The sequence below is a fragment of the Marinomonas sp. ATLA20 genome, from assembly GCF_057180105.1.
Map to the genome: position 1 here is coordinate 251,326 of NZ_JBXUKU010000002.1, position 15,422 is coordinate 266,747.

At 44.0% G+C, this 15,422-nt stretch carries 14 protein-coding genes; 3 read left to right on the forward strand and 11 right to left on the reverse strand.

What is annotated here, in order from left to right; translation table 11 throughout:
- Nucleotides 1–38: 38 nt before the first annotated feature.
- From AC2A4J_RS05600 to AC2A4J_RS05625, 6 genes are all read right to left on the reverse strand, one after another.
- Entirely contained in the window at nucleotides 39–1,031 is a 993-nt protein-coding gene (locus tag AC2A4J_RS05600; protein WP_255828070.1) for a TRAP transporter substrate-binding protein, read from the reverse strand.
- Nucleotides 1,032–1,302: 271 nt separating this feature from the next.
- Entirely contained in the window at nucleotides 1,303–3,408 is a 2,106-nt protein-coding gene (locus tag AC2A4J_RS05605) for a tRNA(Met) cytidine acetyltransferase TmcA (RefSeq protein ID WP_484175253.1), read from the reverse strand.
- Between the two features lie 70 nt (nucleotides 3,409–3,478).
- Nucleotides 3,479–4,966, reverse strand: coding sequence for a 2-methylcitrate dehydratase (gene prpD / locus AC2A4J_RS05610; RefSeq protein ID WP_484175254.1), 1,488 nt, complete (start codon nucleotides 4,964–4,966; stop codon nucleotides 3,479–3,481).
- A gap of 41 nt (nucleotides 4,967–5,007) precedes the next feature.
- Entirely contained in the window at nucleotides 5,008–6,147 is a 1,140-nt protein-coding gene (prpC, locus tag AC2A4J_RS05615) for a bifunctional 2-methylcitrate synthase/citrate synthase (RefSeq protein WP_255828073.1), read from the reverse strand.
- Nucleotides 6,148–6,163: 16 nt separating this feature from the next.
- Nucleotides 6,164–7,042: a methylisocitrate lyase gene (prpB, locus tag AC2A4J_RS05620; protein ID WP_255828074.1), complete on the reverse strand. Its 879-nt coding sequence runs from the start codon at nucleotides 7,040–7,042 to the stop codon at nucleotides 6,164–6,166.
- Between the two features lie 27 nt (nucleotides 7,043–7,069).
- On the reverse strand, nucleotides 7,070–7,759 hold the full coding sequence (locus AC2A4J_RS05625; protein ID WP_255828075.1) for a GntR family transcriptional regulator: 690 nt from the start codon (nucleotides 7,757–7,759) through the stop codon (nucleotides 7,070–7,072).
- A gap of 326 nt (nucleotides 7,760–8,085) precedes the next feature.
- On the opposite strand from AC2A4J_RS05625, the gene AC2A4J_RS05630 reads away from it, so the two are divergent.
- Nucleotides 8,086–8,346 (forward strand): DUF5062 family protein, encoded by a 261-nt coding sequence (locus tag AC2A4J_RS05630; protein WP_168822450.1) that lies wholly within the window; start codon nucleotides 8,086–8,088, stop codon nucleotides 8,344–8,346.
- Between the two features lie 19 nt (nucleotides 8,347–8,365).
- Here AC2A4J_RS05630 and AC2A4J_RS05635 read toward each other — a convergent pair whose 3' ends face one another.
- Nucleotides 8,366–8,833 (reverse strand): Lrp/AsnC family transcriptional regulator, encoded by a 468-nt coding sequence (locus AC2A4J_RS05635; protein ID WP_255828076.1) that lies wholly within the window; start codon nucleotides 8,831–8,833, stop codon nucleotides 8,366–8,368.
- 143 nt (nucleotides 8,834–8,976) lie between these two features.
- Here AC2A4J_RS05635 and AC2A4J_RS05640 point away from each other — a divergent pair, with 143 nt between their 5' ends.
- Nucleotides 8,977–9,705: a DUF1826 domain-containing protein gene (locus AC2A4J_RS05640; RefSeq protein WP_484175362.1), complete on the forward strand. Its 729-nt coding sequence runs from the start codon at nucleotides 8,977–8,979 to the stop codon at nucleotides 9,703–9,705.
- A gap of 38 nt (nucleotides 9,706–9,743) precedes the next feature.
- Here AC2A4J_RS05640 and AC2A4J_RS05645 read toward each other — a convergent pair whose 3' ends face one another.
- From AC2A4J_RS05645 to AC2A4J_RS05655, 3 genes are all read right to left on the reverse strand, one after another.
- Complete coding sequence (locus AC2A4J_RS05645; RefSeq protein WP_255828077.1) at nucleotides 9,744–10,469, reverse strand: SDR family NAD(P)-dependent oxidoreductase; 726 nt, start codon at nucleotides 10,467–10,469, stop codon at nucleotides 9,744–9,746.
- A 38-nt stretch (nucleotides 10,470–10,507) separates the two neighbouring features.
- Nucleotides 10,508–10,900: a thiol-disulfide oxidoreductase DCC family protein gene (locus tag AC2A4J_RS05650; protein ID WP_484175255.1), complete on the reverse strand. Its 393-nt coding sequence runs from the start codon at nucleotides 10,898–10,900 to the stop codon at nucleotides 10,508–10,510.
- Nucleotides 10,901–10,994: 94 nt separating this feature from the next.
- Nucleotides 10,995–11,438: a DUF3429 domain-containing protein gene (locus tag AC2A4J_RS05655; RefSeq protein WP_484175256.1), complete on the reverse strand. Its 444-nt coding sequence runs from the start codon at nucleotides 11,436–11,438 to the stop codon at nucleotides 10,995–10,997.
- 345 nt (nucleotides 11,439–11,783) lie between these two features.
- Here AC2A4J_RS05655 and AC2A4J_RS05660 point away from each other — a divergent pair, with 345 nt between their 5' ends.
- Entirely contained in the window at nucleotides 11,784–13,160 is a 1,377-nt protein-coding gene (locus AC2A4J_RS05660; protein ID WP_484175257.1) for a glycine--tRNA ligase, read from the forward strand.
- 175 nt (nucleotides 13,161–13,335) lie between these two features.
- On the opposite strand, the gene AC2A4J_RS05665 is transcribed toward AC2A4J_RS05660, so the two are convergent.
- On the reverse strand, nucleotides 13,336–15,306 hold the full coding sequence (locus tag AC2A4J_RS05665; protein WP_484175258.1) for a ligand-gated channel protein: 1,971 nt from the start codon (nucleotides 15,304–15,306) through the stop codon (nucleotides 13,336–13,338).
- Between the last annotated feature and the right edge of the window lie 116 nt (nucleotides 15,307–15,422).

The window sequence follows — 15,422 nt, forward strand, 5'->3', positions numbered from 1 at the left end:
GACCGGTTAAGGTCAGCTCACTGCGGGATAAAAATGGATTACGCGCCAGCAGCAGCGTTAATCAAATCTTTACCAATGTAGCTTTCAAACTGCTTCCAAACAGGCTTCATTGTATCTACCCATTCTTGGCGTTGTGCAGGTGTCAGTACGTTGATTTTTCCGCCAGCATCCAAGATGTTTTGACGGTTAGCCGCTTCTGCTGCTTTAACGTTCAAGTTTGCTTCTTGTGTTACTTCATCAGCAATTTTAGTGAATTGCGCGCGGTCTTCAGGAGAAAGGCTTTGCAAGAATTCAGACGATGTCATGAACAAGTAAGCCAACAACTGGTGGTTGGTTTCCGTTGTGCTGTCTTGTACTTCGTAGAATTTTTTCGTGTAGATGTTTGACCAAGTGTTTTCTTGGCCATCCACAACACCTGTTTGCAAGGCACCGTACACTTCAGAGAACGCCATTGCTTGAGGAGATGCGCCCATAGCGGCAATCATTTGTTTTGCAACGTCAGATGTTTGTACACGGAATTTCATACCTTTCGCATCGCTAGGCACTAAAAGAGGTTTGTTGGCAGAAAAATACTTCATACCAGACATCCAGTAACCTAGACCAACAAAACCTGCGTACTCATCCATTTCGGTAAGTAGCTTTTTGCCTTCTTCGGTTTTAGTGAAGCGGATAGCGTGGTCCATGTCTTTAAAGATGAAAGGCAGATCAAATACACCGTATTTATCAGTGTACGAACCGAACTTAGACAGTGAAGGAGCAAGTAGCTGAACGTCGCCTAAAAGTAGGGCTTCAAGTTCTTTTGAATCACCAAACAATGTGGAGTTAGGGAAAACTTCAACACACAATTTGCCGTTCATTTCTTTGTTTACGCGCTCTGCGAAGTTATTTGCAGCAACCACTTTAGGGTGAGTAGTACCACCAGTAACGTGGCTGAATTTGACAACGCGTTCACCTGAATCACAATTCGCAACCGCTGTGCCAGCAGAAAGAGCAAGAGCTAAAGAGGTTAGAGCAAGGCTGATTTTTTTCATTTTTATAAAACTCCAAAAACTGAATTATTATTGTTTACCTGATTTTTAGCCTGACTTATTGCTGATTTTTCATCGGCGACAGACAAAGCAAAACAGGCGATGCTAGCCATACTGTTTACACAATCTGTGCCAAGTCTTTAGGTTTTATTTAAGTATATGATTATTAAGTAGAAAATATCTTATTATGTATTTTTTCTGTTGTATCAATGGAATCTAATAGGGGGGATTACACACATAGGCAGATCTTTAATGGGCGGTTAGCCACCCATTTTTACTTGATCAGCTGCGTCAAAAGTCTTTTGAAGGTTTGGTGCATGGCTTTTTTGCCAGACAATTGCGCTTTTTGACGAGCCTGTTCAATATTACGGCCTAAAGCAGCCTCAATTAATAGACGATGGGCTGGATCTTTGGCGCTTAGCTGTCCTGTTAAGGCAAGGCGTAGGCTTGCCTTAAGGAAAATAGGTCGAATACTGTCAAATTGACGATGATGATCTACAAATAGCGCGATATCCCGCAAGTCTTCTGAAGATAACATCGCCAGAGCGGGAAGCTCATCTTGGTCATAATGTTTTTGGCTCAGGATGATCAGAATCAACTCTGAAGATAAATCGAAATATTGCAGCAGCAAGTTAAGCAAAAACTGTTCAATAAAACGGTTTTGCCAATCATTCGCTAACAAGGCGACGTGTTGAGTCATTGGCTTTACCATCATCAAAGAGTAGCTGCCGCTGGCTTGGTCTTTACTCGTTCCCAATCGAACCGGTAAATAACCATTTTTTAGCCAAAAAGACACCACATCGGGCGTGGCCGCAAAACTGGTGCAGAGAAAGTCGCATCGCTGATTGGCAAGGTTTTCTATCTGCGTAAGTAATTGACTCGCAATACCTTTGTTTTGTTGGCTTTGCTCTGTTGCAATGCGGCTAATGCGCCAGTAACAATACTGTCCTGCGTTTTCCATACCTTCATGAGCCAGCAGAGATTGCGGTACTAAATGGCCTCTTGGGCGGCGTTTGCCTTGCATGACTTCTTGACTGAGCGCACTGGGTAAGTTGCCTTCTGCAGTAATAATCGCAACGCTTTGTGCTTTTCCGTTTGATAGATAAAGATGCGTAGACACAGAAGGATCGTCTAATACCCAACGCAAGTTGTCAGGTGAGGTTTGGTAATGAGCACTGACCAATAACTGAAATGTATCGGCGAGTAAGTCTGTGTTCTCCAGCCAATCTGCGCCAGTAAGTTGACGATATGTTGCCAGGCTAGTCGTGCCTGCATTCGTACTCTCAGCCCCTTGGGTATTAGTTTCAGGTGTGGCTAAAAAGAAGCAATCATTGATCCAGTGTTCGAGTGGGTCATTTCCCCCCCATCGAATAGGTTGGCTCAAAATGAGTGATTGCAAAGCAAGTGTCTTGGTGGTTTTTTGCGATGTTAAATACTGACAAAACCGAATGCCAAAGCCTTTGCCAGCGCCTTCATAGCCATAATCAGTGGTGCTGAAAAGGCAGTGTTGGGCTTTTTCGTTTAATGCTATAAGCAAGGGCAAGGGAATCATTGACGCTTCATCAACAAAGAGAAAGTCCCAGTGAGTCGAATCGCTTATTAGGGCATCAGGGGCAAAAAAAGGCAGCGTCATGCTGTCTTGATCAGTAACCTGCTCAAAGCGAGCCTTTAGACTCACAATCGCCTCTTGATTCGGCGCGGTTATTGCCACTCGTTTTCCTGCGTTGATGAGTTTTGCCAGAGTGTCGCCCAATAGAGTGGACTTGCCTCGGCCTCTTGGGGCAATCAGCACATAGGATTTCGCTCGCTGTTCGAATAAACAGGACTGAGCGTTGGCTTGCTCTTGAGTCAGAGGGGCATTGGGAACTATCGGTTTGAGCTTAGGTAAGCTCCGCATGTCGCTGGATTTTACAAGGTTAAAAGGAGATTCATCGGCTTGTAATGTATCGAGTAGGTAACGTTTAAAGTACGACGTTACTTGCTCTGGTTCAAAAGGCCAAGGTAAATAGCGCGATAGATCTTGGTCTGTCATAGACAACCAATCTTCATGTGGCAGAGCAATGGCAAAGAGACCATTGCCTCTTACCGTGCCCGCTAAAATAGCCAATGCACTGGCAGATATTCCATGAGTCAAATCCACCAAAATAGCATCGTGACTGCTGCCGAGCTCTTGTCGGGTTTGTTTAAAAGAACAAGTCTTAAACTGTTTTTTGGTTAACGATGGAGCGAGTAATTCGTCATATTGGCTCACATCATGAGCAGTAATAAGCGGTGTAGAGAAGTTTTTACACAGATGAAGAAAGTCTGACAAAACCTCGCTAGGCGAGCCTTTTAAAATAAAACAGTGGCGGTGGTTTTTGTCATTCTGGGTATCAGGCATAAAAGTCAAATTTCCTTGTGGTCACACTATCATACTGTGACCACAAGGCAGCGCCAATGCTTGTTTAAGCCTAGGCAATAACAAATAAATCCATGAAGCGATTCACTGCCGTGCTTTCAAGAGCGGCTTGATCCTTGCAGAGCGTAAAAATGTTTTGGCATTGTCGGCTTGGGAAGCGTGTTGCCAAGTTGTTCTTAAACTTCTGCTCTAACAAAGGAATGCCTTCCTCGCGACGGCGACGGTGTCCGACTGGGTATTCCACCACCACTTCTTCTGTGCTGCTGCCATCTTTAAAGAACACCTGAATCGCATTGGCAATAGAGCGCTTGTCGGCTTCTAAATACTCTGCGGTGAAGCGTTTGTCTTCAACGATTTCCATCTTGTTGCGCAGCTCATCAATGATGGGGTTGGCGGCATGAAAGTCATCTTCATAATGTTCAGCGATCAAGTTACCAAAGGCCAATGGCACAGCGGCCATGTATTGCAAGCAATGGTCGCGGTCGGCGGCATTTGCTAATGGGCCAGACTTGGAAATAATACGAATGGCAGATTCATGAGTACGAATAACGATCTTGTCGATCTCTGCCAAACGATCCTTCACTAAAGGATGTAAAGTAACAGCCGCTTCAGCAGCGGTTTGAGCGTGAAACTCTGCTGGGAAAGAGATCTTGAATAAGACGTTTTCCATCACGTACGTGCCATAATCTTGTGAGAAAGAAAACTCACGTTTGTCTTCAGGCTTGATGGCTTGGTCTTTATTGGTTTTTGAGAAAGACACGTCATAAAAGCCCCATTGATCTGCGGTAAGCACACCGGGAATGCCCATTTCTCCACGCATTGACATATCTGCCAAACGCACCGCACGAGACGTTGCATCGCCCGCCGCCCAAGATTTACGCGAGCCAGCATTTGGCGCATGGCGATAAGTCCGCAGGGCAGAACCATCGACCCACGCTTGCGAAATCGCCGCCATGATTTGTTCTCTGTCACCGCCCATCATCTTGGTAACCACTGCAACCGAGGCCACACGAACTAATAAAACGTGACACAAACCCACGCGGTTGAATGAGTTTTCTAGGGCAATAACGCCTTGGATTTCATGGGCCATCACCATGGCTTCCAATACTTCACGCATGGTCATTGGGCTTTCGCCGTTGGATAGTCGAACTTGTGAAAGGTGATCGGCGACGGCCAAAATACCGCCTAAGTTATCAGATGGATGTCCCCATTCTGCCGCCAACCAAGTGTCGTTGTAATCCAACCAGCGAATGATACAACCAATGTCCCACGCGGCTTTCATCGGGTCGAGGGACAAAGACGTACCTGGAACGCGAGCACCATTTGGCACCACTGTTCCTTGTACAATGGGGCCAAGGTGTTTAGTACATTCTGGAAAGCGTAGGGCAAGCAAACCACAGCCGAGGGTGTCCATTAAACAATTGCGTGCTGTGTCGAGAGCTTCTTGGCTTTCGACTTTAAAATTCAGTACATAATCCGCGATATCTTGGATGACTTGGTCATAATCTGGGCGGTTGTTTAGGTCTACGTTGTTGCTCATTAGTGATCCTTAATCGTTAATTTTTTTATGCTTATGTTGGATTAATGACGGTCGTCGATGTCGATCCACTCAGAATGCTCAGGACCTGTGTAATCAGCGCTAGGTCTAATAATGCGGTTTTTAGCTCTTTGCTCCATCACGTGAGCGGCCCAGCCAGTGACGCGGGAGCAAACGAAAATAGGCGTAAATAACTTGGTGGGAATGCCCATAAAGCGATACGCGCTAGCGTGGAAAAAGTCGGCGTTGCAGAAGAGTTTTTTCTCGCGCCACATGACAGCTTCGCAGCGCTCTGACACGGCGTACAAGTGATCGTCGCCGACGTCTTCGCTGAGCTTTTTGGCCCATTTTTTGATGATGTCGTTGCGAGGATCTCGTTCACTGTAAATAGCGTGACCAAAGCCCATGACTTTTTCTTTATTGGCGAGTTTTTGCATCAAGGCCGCTTCGGCTTCGTCTGGAGTTTTCCATGGTTCTATCATGTCCATCGCCGCTTCATTGGCGCCACCATGCAGTGGACCACGTAAGCTGCCAATACCACCAGTGACGCAGGAAAACATGTCAGACAAGGTGGAAGCGCAAACACGAGCGGTAAAGGTCGAGGCGTTGAACTCGTGTTCAGCGTATAAGATCAAAGACGCGTTCATAACTTGGGTATGAAGGGGGCTTGGTTCTTTGTCATGCAGCATGGTGAGAAAATGACCTGCCAAGGAAGGCACGTTGGCATTGTGTGTATTTACGCGAACGCCATCGTGGCTAAAACGATACCAATAAACCACCATAGCTGGCAGCGTTGCGACTAATCGATCGGCACTATGTAACGCCAACGAAGGTTGTTTTTCAAAAGGCAGCTCAGGTTCAAGGTTGCCTAAAAAAGAACAACCTGTGCGCATCACATCCATTGGGTGAGCACTGGCGGGAATCAGTTCTAATACCGCTTTTAGCTCGTCAGGTAAGCTGCGCAAGCTCATTAATCTTTGTTCATAATCGTGCAGTTGAGTGCGATTAGGTAACTGACCATGCAACAAGAGATAAGCGACTTCTTCAAAGCTGGCTTTGTCTGCTAATACATCGATATCGTAGCCACGATAGGTTAACCCGGAAGCGGCTTTGCCAACGGTACAGAGTGCGGTTTCGCCTGCGCTTTGGCCACGTAGGCCTGCGCCAGAAAGTACTTTAGCCATTTTCCTACTCCTGTTCTTATTTTTTAGAGAAAAGTGCGTCTAATTTATCTTCGTATTCATGGTAGTTGAGAAATTCGTAAAGCTCGTTACGAGTTTGCATTTCATCGACCACATTGCGCTGGTGGCCATCGTTTAATAAATGTTGATAGACATTGAGGGCCGCTTTGTTCATAGCGCGAAATGCGCTGAGCGGATAAAGCACCAAATCTACGCCAGCGCTGGCTAATTCTTCTTTACTAAACAGCGGTGTCGCACCAAATTCGGTGATGTTTGCCAATACAGGCACTTTCACCGCAGCGACAAATTCTTTGTATTGATCCAAGGTGATCATGGCTTCTGGGAAAATCATGTCCGCCCCAGCGTCCACACAAGCAATGGCGCGTTCGATAGCCGACTCCATGCCTTCTACAGCCAGAGCATCGGTGCGAGCCATGATGACAAAGTCGTCGTCAACTCGCGCATCTACGCAGGCTTTTACACGGTCGACCATTTCGTCTTGGCTGACAATGGCTTTATTGGGGCGATGACCACAGCGCTTTTGCTGGACTTGATCTTCAATATGCACCGCCGCCGCGCCGGCTTTTTCCATTTGTTGAATGGTTCTGGTGATGTTAAAGGCGCCACCAAAGCCAGTATCAATGTCGACTAATAGCGGTAAGTTAGAGGCAGACGTAATGCGTCTTACGTCTTCTAACACATCGTGTAAATCTGTCATGCCTAAATCGGGTAGACCATAAGATGCGTTAGCAACGCCACCGCCTGATAAGTAAATGGCATGATGGCCCGTTTGTTCCGCCATCATGGCGCAATAAGCGTTTACCGCGCCGACGACTTGTAAGGGAGATTGTGTGGCGACGGCTTGTCTAAAACGGGCGCCTGCTGAAAGTCTTGTCATTATTTTTCTCTCTTTAGAACGAGTTTACTAGGGTCGGTAAGCAACGGCAGAATGTTCCATTGCTTGTTCCAATAATTTGCTGGCGCGGCTGATATGACGACGCATCAGCAGTTCCGCAAGATCGCCTTCGTGATTCGCTATCGCATCTAGAATGGCTTTGTGTTCGCGTAATGCTTGGCGCGGGTCGCTGCGTTGATCTGCTGTATGGCGACGATACATGCGAATCACTGCGTACAATTCTTCTGTTAATAAGCGAATAAGTTTGGCGTTGCCGCTGGCGTGAATGATGCGCAAATGAAAATCGTCGTTGCCACCTTGTTGCACGTAATGTTCGTCTTGATTGGCATCTAGGTGCGCTTGGTGCTTATCGAGCAATGCGTACAAGCTGTCTATTTCATCAGATGGCATCTTGCTGGCAGCTAAGCGAGCGGCCATGCCTTCTAATGCTTCTCGCATGGTGAAGGTGTCGAGCATGTCTTGTGTGTTTAGCTGGATAACGCGAGCGCCGACATTGGCAGTGCGGGTGACAAGGCCAAGGCCTTCTAGTTTGACGATGGCTTCTCTTAATGGCCCGCGAGAAACACCGTATTGTTTGGCGAGTTCTGGCTCAGATATCTTACTGCCTTGGGAGATATGACCTTGCACTATAGCGTTGGTGAGCTGCTGGGCGATGTCTTCAGACAGTGTCGCAGATTTGATCGAAATTAGGTTACTCATGCTTTACTCTTATAGACAAAATAAGCGTGATAAAATGCTTTATTGTTGACAATGATCCTAGTTATAGTCGTGTTTTTGTGTTTTATCAAGCCGGATTGTCGACAATAGTTTGAATTTACTCTTATTCTTTAGTCGTATATAAGGGATGTTTTGGTGTTAAGAAAGTCACTAACATTGTGTTTATTAAGTGGTTTTTGGCTTTTATTCGTTGGAAATGCTTGGTTGAGTAGTAAAAGCTGATAGAGTCATGAGAATGATTTGAATACCAAGTATGTCGACAATCCCCTTAAGCGGTTTGTTTGATCACGCAACGAATAGGGAAAGCTATGAAAAAAATTAAAAATGAAGCCGCTCTTAGTAAAAAAGCCATTCAAGTGGGCGAAAATTATGCTCTGAAACGTGGTTATGCGGGTTTTTCTTCCACCATGTCTGCCAATGAAAAAACCGAAGCGATTTATCGTTTATTGGTATTGGATAAGTTGGTGGTTGCATTGCCAGCGGATAAAGAAGACTTGCCAAGTATGAAACACAAGCTCGCGTTGTGGATTCAAAAGCTATTACCAAAAGACGATCCGCTGCTTAAATAGAGGGTTGCTGCGCTAATCGTTAAAAGTCCAATGGTAGGGTAGTGATATTCTTTACTTCACGCATAGTGAAGTGACTTTGTGCTTCTTGAATGTGTGGCAGTTGCAATAACTGGCTGCGCAAGAAGTGCTCATAGCTTTCAATGCTGTTGGACACCACCCTTAGGCTGTAATCCATTGATCCAGAAATTGTCCAGCATTCTACCACCTCGGGATAGTCGACAATGGCTTGCTCGAATTCATCCAGCATCTTTCTGCCATGGGAAGAGAGTTTGATATTTACCAAGACAACGATGCCCAGCCCCAATTTGTTTCTGTCTAAAATTGCTTGTGTCGAGCGAATATAACCTTCTTGTTCCAGACGATTAATACGCCGCCAGCAGGGCGATTGAGACAAGCCGATCTTATCGGCCACTTGAGTCGCACTCAGACTGCCATCGTGTTGCAGCAAATTAAGAATCTTACGATCGGTTGAATCTAGCTGTTCCATGGCATCTATCTCTTTTGAATTAGCACTAACTTAATGGATTCGGAGGCATCATTTCAATCCTTTATTTTTAAAATGTTATAACGTAACATTGTTGAGTTTGACGCTACTTGTTGTCTGCATTTTTAGAGGAAGTTGTTTTGAAGGTGAATCTTAGTTTACAAAAAATATCCCAATCAGTTGATTTAAAAAGCATTAATTTCAACGTCAGCCATTTTGAACAGATCGATCAAAAGAAGGTTGATAAAAAGCCAACCTTGCTTGGTGTGGTGAAGTCTTCTCATCAAGATGTGCTTGCTGATATTTATCAAAACAATATTAGTATGGCTGTTTGGCAAAGACCGCTCGGTCTATTGGAAAAATATGCTGAGTCTCTATTGGTGTCTGCCCCGAATTTTGCTTTTAGATCTCAAGGAAATTCAGATCAACTTAAAGCCATGTTAACTAAGCAGCTGCCTGACACTGAAGATAAAGCTCTGTTTGTGGAAGATGTGATGTTATTGGTTGATATGTTTGCGTGCTTATTTGACCTTGAAGAAGTGGGCTTGCGCTTAAATGTACTTTCTAATGCAATGTGTCCGCGTTTTCATGTCGATAAAATTCCTTGCCGGTTGGTATCGACGTACGCAGGAAGTGGTAGTGAATGGCTGCATGAGGCTCATGTAATAAGAGATCGCCTAGGATTGGCTAGTCATGTGACGGATCACAATAGTGGTTTGCATGATAAAGGGCGCATTAATCAATTAAGCGTGGGAGATGTGGCGTTAATGAAAGGCGATGAATGGCCAACGTCATTGGGTCGTGGCGTAGTGCATCGTTCCCCGTCGGCCAGTGTTGAAAGTAAGCGATTGTTTTTAAGCTTGGACATGATTTAACACATCCTCTACTTCATCGTTGAGTGGTGTTCGAAATATCACCACTCAATCGGTTGGTTATTCCAATCAAGATAAGCCGCTTTGTTGTCCATGGCGATATTTTCCATTATGGATAAAAGCTGTGTGGCAACAAAGTCTGCAGTGAAAAGTTTGTCTTTTGGCACTGATCGTTGAAAAGGTTTGGATAGCGGTGTGTCTGTGGTGCCAGGATGAAAAGCGATGAGCTTGATGTTTTTGGCTCTTCTGGCGTATTCCACTGCGCTGGTTTGAATGAGCATATTTAGAGCGGCTTTTGAGGCTCGATAACTGTACCAACCGCCGGTTTTATTATCTGAAATACTGCCAATTCGAGCACTAAATAATGCAACTTGTGTAGCTTGCTCGCCTTGTAAAACGGGTAATAACTGGCTGAGCCACAGCATGGGAGTGATGGTATTTGTATGAAATATAGTTTCTAGCTGAGAAGCTCTTATTTCTTCTAGCTTTCTTTCTGGCATCATACTCTCGTCATGCAAAATACCATTGCAGATCAATACTTTATTTATCTTTCCAGAATAAGGCGTCAGTTTTTTACAGACCTGCTGAATACTGGCTTCCGTATAATCAGACTCTAGCCATTGAACTTTTTCATGGACTGGGTGGAGTGGTAAAGAACGACTAACGGCAAACACGCCAAGGCAGTCTTGGTCGGCTTCGAACTGTTGAATAGTAGCTTGAGCAATGGCGCTGCTCGCACCAATCACCAAGGCGTAGAAAGAGGGCATGTTAATACTCCGACAATAAGCAAAGTAGATAAGATCGTTTACAAGTCACAACGATCTTTAAGACAAGATGAGCAGCGTGGTTTACCTGTCACAAAGGATGATATTTGGTGGCGGTAACGCGCAAAAAATTTGTAACCTATGTCGGCAAAAAAACGAATTACTGGCCAGCGGAGCATTTGCATCCATTTGTGTTTTTCTACTAGTTTCCAAGCAAGACAAGTGACGTCTAATCCTTTGATTATTTTGCCATCAGCGAGTTGACCATGAAGCAATTTATCCGCTTCAACTGGATCAATATACGGGAATTTATCCGTGAAATTATCAGCGTGGATGTCTTCTAACTGCAATTTTTTTTGCGTATCTAATGATTGCAACGTCTGCATTTCAGCAGCGCAGAGAGGACAGTGGCCATCGTAGAAAATGGTTAGCATGTATCATTACTCTTTTCATGTGTTTGTCGAGTAATGATACGTAGCGAAAAGAGAGTTAGATCAGTTTGCTAGTGCCGATTTTTCGGTGAAGGGTTTAATAATGTGGGTACAGAACCAGCAAATGCATAATAGAGATAACTGAGGTCAGACTAAAATTAAGCGAAGTGTAATACGGTTTTGCATTATTAGACTGTTTTAACCAACGCGCATCTACCCAAAAAATGGTGATCAAGCTTAGCAATAAAAGCACGACAGAAAGCTCAGGCGTTTTTAATAGCAAAGAAACCCACGCGAAAAAGACCGCTACAAAAGAACAAATCAGCAGTTTTGCGCCAGTACGACTTTCAGGAAGCTCTATTAATCGTCCCCACATTGTGCCGCCAATAAAGCTGATCATAACCGCAGCATAAGAAGCAAAAAGCGTGACACCAGATTTACCAAGGAAACTACCATTGGTTAGGCTTAAATATGTTGTGAAGAGAAATGGAATAATGCCCAATACTGCTAATGTGGCTACTATTGGCTTGTAAGAACGCATGCCGTTACCTTTAAGTTAGAACTGTATAAAAGAGAATATGAAAACAATACGAATTATCTATCAAAATAGACTTTAAAACAGCACCTCAGTTCCTTATTTTGTCCTATTTTTGTGCATAAAAGTGTAAAGTTTTTTGTTATGCACTGTTTAGATTAAATATCCGTGTATTTTTTTGTTTGGCTCTTATCAGAGTGATGTCTTAAAGACTTATTCTCTGCTTACAAGGAATCGCCATTGAGCGAAATAGGGTCAACGAGTACAATGGACGGCTATTATTACTTGAACATGAGGCCTAATCGGCTTTTATGTCCTTATTAACGAATTTTGCTTAAGGTGTGTTTAGAAATGCCAGCTAAAACAATGGATGAACTCGTCTCCCTATGTAAGCGTCGCGGATTTATTTTCCAAGGCAGTGAAATCTACGGTGGTATGCAAGGTGCTTACGATTACGGTCCGCTAGGTATTGAATTAAAAAACAACCTGAAAGCCGCTTGGTGGCGCGCCATGGTTTATGAGCGTGACGATGTAGAAGGTTTGGATGCTGCAATCATTCAAAACAAACACGTCTACAAATACTCTGGTCATGAAGATACTTTTACCGATCCAATGGTTGATTGCCACGAGTGTAAATCTCGTATGCGTGCCGATCACATGAAAGACATCAAAGTCTGTGACAACTGTGGTTCTACCAATGTGACTGAGCCTCGCGATTTTAACTTGATGTTCAAAACCAACGTTGGCCCAATGGTGAACGAAGAGTCTTACACTTACCTTCGTCCAGAAACCGCTCAAGGTATCTTTACTAACTTCAAAAACGTGGTTGATTCTACTTCTCGTACTTTGCCATTCGGTATCGCGCAGATTGGTAAATCTTTCCGTAACGAAATCACGCCACGTAACTTCATCTTCCGTGTTCGTGAATTCGAGCAAATGGAATTGGAATTCTTCTGTAAGCCAGGTGAAGATGAAAAATGGCATGACTTCTGGGTTGGTGCACGTAAACAGTGGTGGTTGGATCAAGGTCTTGCCGAAGAAAACATCCAGTTTGAATACGTGACTGGCGATGACTTAGCGCATTACTCTAAATCTACTGTGGATATCTTGTACAAGTTTCCACATGGCTTTGAAGAACTAGAAGGCGTGGCGAACCGTACTGACTACGATCTAGGTTCTCACACCAAAGCTCAAGAAGAATTCGGTCTTTCTGCAAAAGTTAAGAAAAACGAGCATTCTACAGCTAAGTTGGCTATCCGTGATCTCGAAGCGAACAAATGGGAAGTGCCTTTCTGTATCGAGCCATCAGCAGGTCTAGACCGTGGTCTACTGGCTGTGATGACAGAAGCTTATACAGAAGAAGAGCTACCAAACGGTACGTCTCGTACAGTACTTAAGTTCAAACCGCATCTAGCACCGATTAAAGTGGCTATCATGCCGCTTAAGAAGAACAAGCCAGAGATCGTTGCGCTTGCGAAAGAATTGAAGAACAAGCTGCAGAAGTTGGGTCTTGGTCGTATTCTTTATGAAAACACAGGTAACGTAGGCAAAGGCTACCGTCGTCATGATGAAGTAGGTACGCCTATCTGTGTCACCGTCGATTTCGATTCTATCGAACAAGAAGGTTCACCAGTGACGGTTCGTGATCGTGACACAATGGAACAAATCGTTGTGCCAGCGGCAGAACTGCCTGCTTACGTGATTAATTACTTCATCAACCAAAACTAATTTTTGTTGATGGTATAAAAACCACGCCTCTCTTTTGGAGGGCGTGGTTTTTTTTCGCCTGTGATTTGGTCAAATAGAAAAAATGATAACAAAAAGCGAAGACAAAAAAAGACCGCAAGCTAGGTTGCGGTCTTTTTGTGCGGTTAGCACAAAGGGAAATTCAAAAGAGCATGAACTAGAAGACTACTTTTACTTTGGCATTATAACGACGACCGTCTAATACTTTGTTGTAAGTATCGTAATCTACTTTTTTATCAAATAAGTTATATACGCCCGCATAAACAGACACTGCACTGTTGATGCTGTAGCTGATACCTGTATCGACAAAGGTATAGGAAGGAATTGCTTCCTCTATTGACGTGCGGACCAAACCTTCACTAGATTTACCACGATAGTTCACTCGAGTCCAAGACGTAAGCTTTGGAGTAGCATCCCAGTTCAGTGTCGCATTAGCCATGTGTTTTGGTAGACGGTTTAGCGGTTCACCAGCAAAATCACCTGTTTTTTGTTCGGAATCTGTATAGGTGTAATTAGCTGCAATAAATAGTGTGTCTGTGAATTCATGGGATAAGGTTAACTCAACGCCCTGCATTTCTACACGATCTACGTTGGTCCGCTCACTAATAAATGTATAAGAGTTTCCTGAATAAGAACAGCTAGCATCTCCTGCAGTGGTATCACAAATGCGCTGTTCAGTAATTTTATCTTTATAGTTAGTGTGGAATAGGGTGGCGCTAATTTGAGTGCTTTGTTGATTATCCCAATAAAGACCAATCTCGTGGCTGGTGCTTTCTTCTGGCTTTAGTTCAGAGTTACCGAGAATAAGCGCCGAACCACGGCCAGATATTTGCCCCCAACCGTCGCTACCTTGGCGAAGATCTGGTGAACGGTAGCCAGTGCTTATGCCACCTTTTAAGGTCCAGTCTTGAGCGAATGACCAGTTACTATACAAACGCGGTGATACGTTGGAGCCATAGTTTTCATCTTCGTTATAGCGTAAGCCACCGGTAACCGAAAGGTTGTCAGTAATAAAATATTCATCTTCCGCGAATAACGCAGCATTCCAGCGAGTCAGCTCATCGATACCATTGCCAGCTTCATTACCTTCGTCTTTTAATTTTTGATAATCATATTGACCGCCAAGGGTTAGTACATGAGAGTCAAATGGTAGTATTGTTTGGTTATTTAGTACCGTGTTTTGATAGTTCATATCACGACTTGGGTTGTCGACTTCTTCATGGGTTAGATATGTTTCAATACTATTACCATTTACTCTTGCTGAATGTGTAATGGCATAGTGTTCACGATCGTACTCTACATCACTATCAGATGATGCTCTTCCCCCTGCGGATTTTCCTAAACTGACCGTCCTGTTTTGTGTTTCTTTACCTGCTTCAAAGGTTAGATTCTGGTTTTCTGACAAAACCCAAGAAAGTTTAGCTGTACCATTTGTAATTTCTTGATCTGCATAGCCATTAGCAATGTCGTCTTCATCACGTTGTGAAATTTGACCGTAAAGTTGTAACCCGAGCGTATTTTTGATTAAAGGTCCACTTAGCATCAAGTCGGCCTGTTGGCTATCTCCTGACACTGAACTGTCTTGACGTGTCGTGCTTAATGACAGCTCACCACCCCATTTATCTTGTACTTTTTTAGTGATGATATTAATGACTCCACCAAGCGCATCTGAGCCGTACAGTGAAGACATTGGGCCACGGATTACTTCGATGCGTTCAACCGCTGATAATGGTGGCGTCCAGCCTTGCTCGATACCTGGACCATCACTATTTGGTCTTGTCTCGCGTGAGCCTTGGCGCTTTCCATCGACAAGTATAAGAGTGTATTTGCCGCTCATTCCACGCATGGATATATCACTTGATGAGCCACCGCCCGTTACCATAACACCAGGCACATCTTTCAAGGCATCTGTGACATCTCTATAGGCTTTCTTTTCTAGTTCCTTTTGTGTGACGACAGTTATAGACGCTGGGGCATCTGTGATTTGTTGTTCATATCCCGAAGCCGACACAACCAATTTATCTAGGTCAACAGTATTCTCTTCTGCTAATAGCGTTGCTGAATGAGTGGTAGCACTGATTAACGCAGCTAGTGTTGTAAGTTTATAATTGCGAGCTGAAGGGGACATTATGAACAATTTCTCCATAGTTGTGTTGGAACTAATTTTGTATAATTAAGTCCTAAAAGATATTAAGAATGCTTATCATTTGTATTATCTAGCAATATGATTTTTTTGTGTTGATA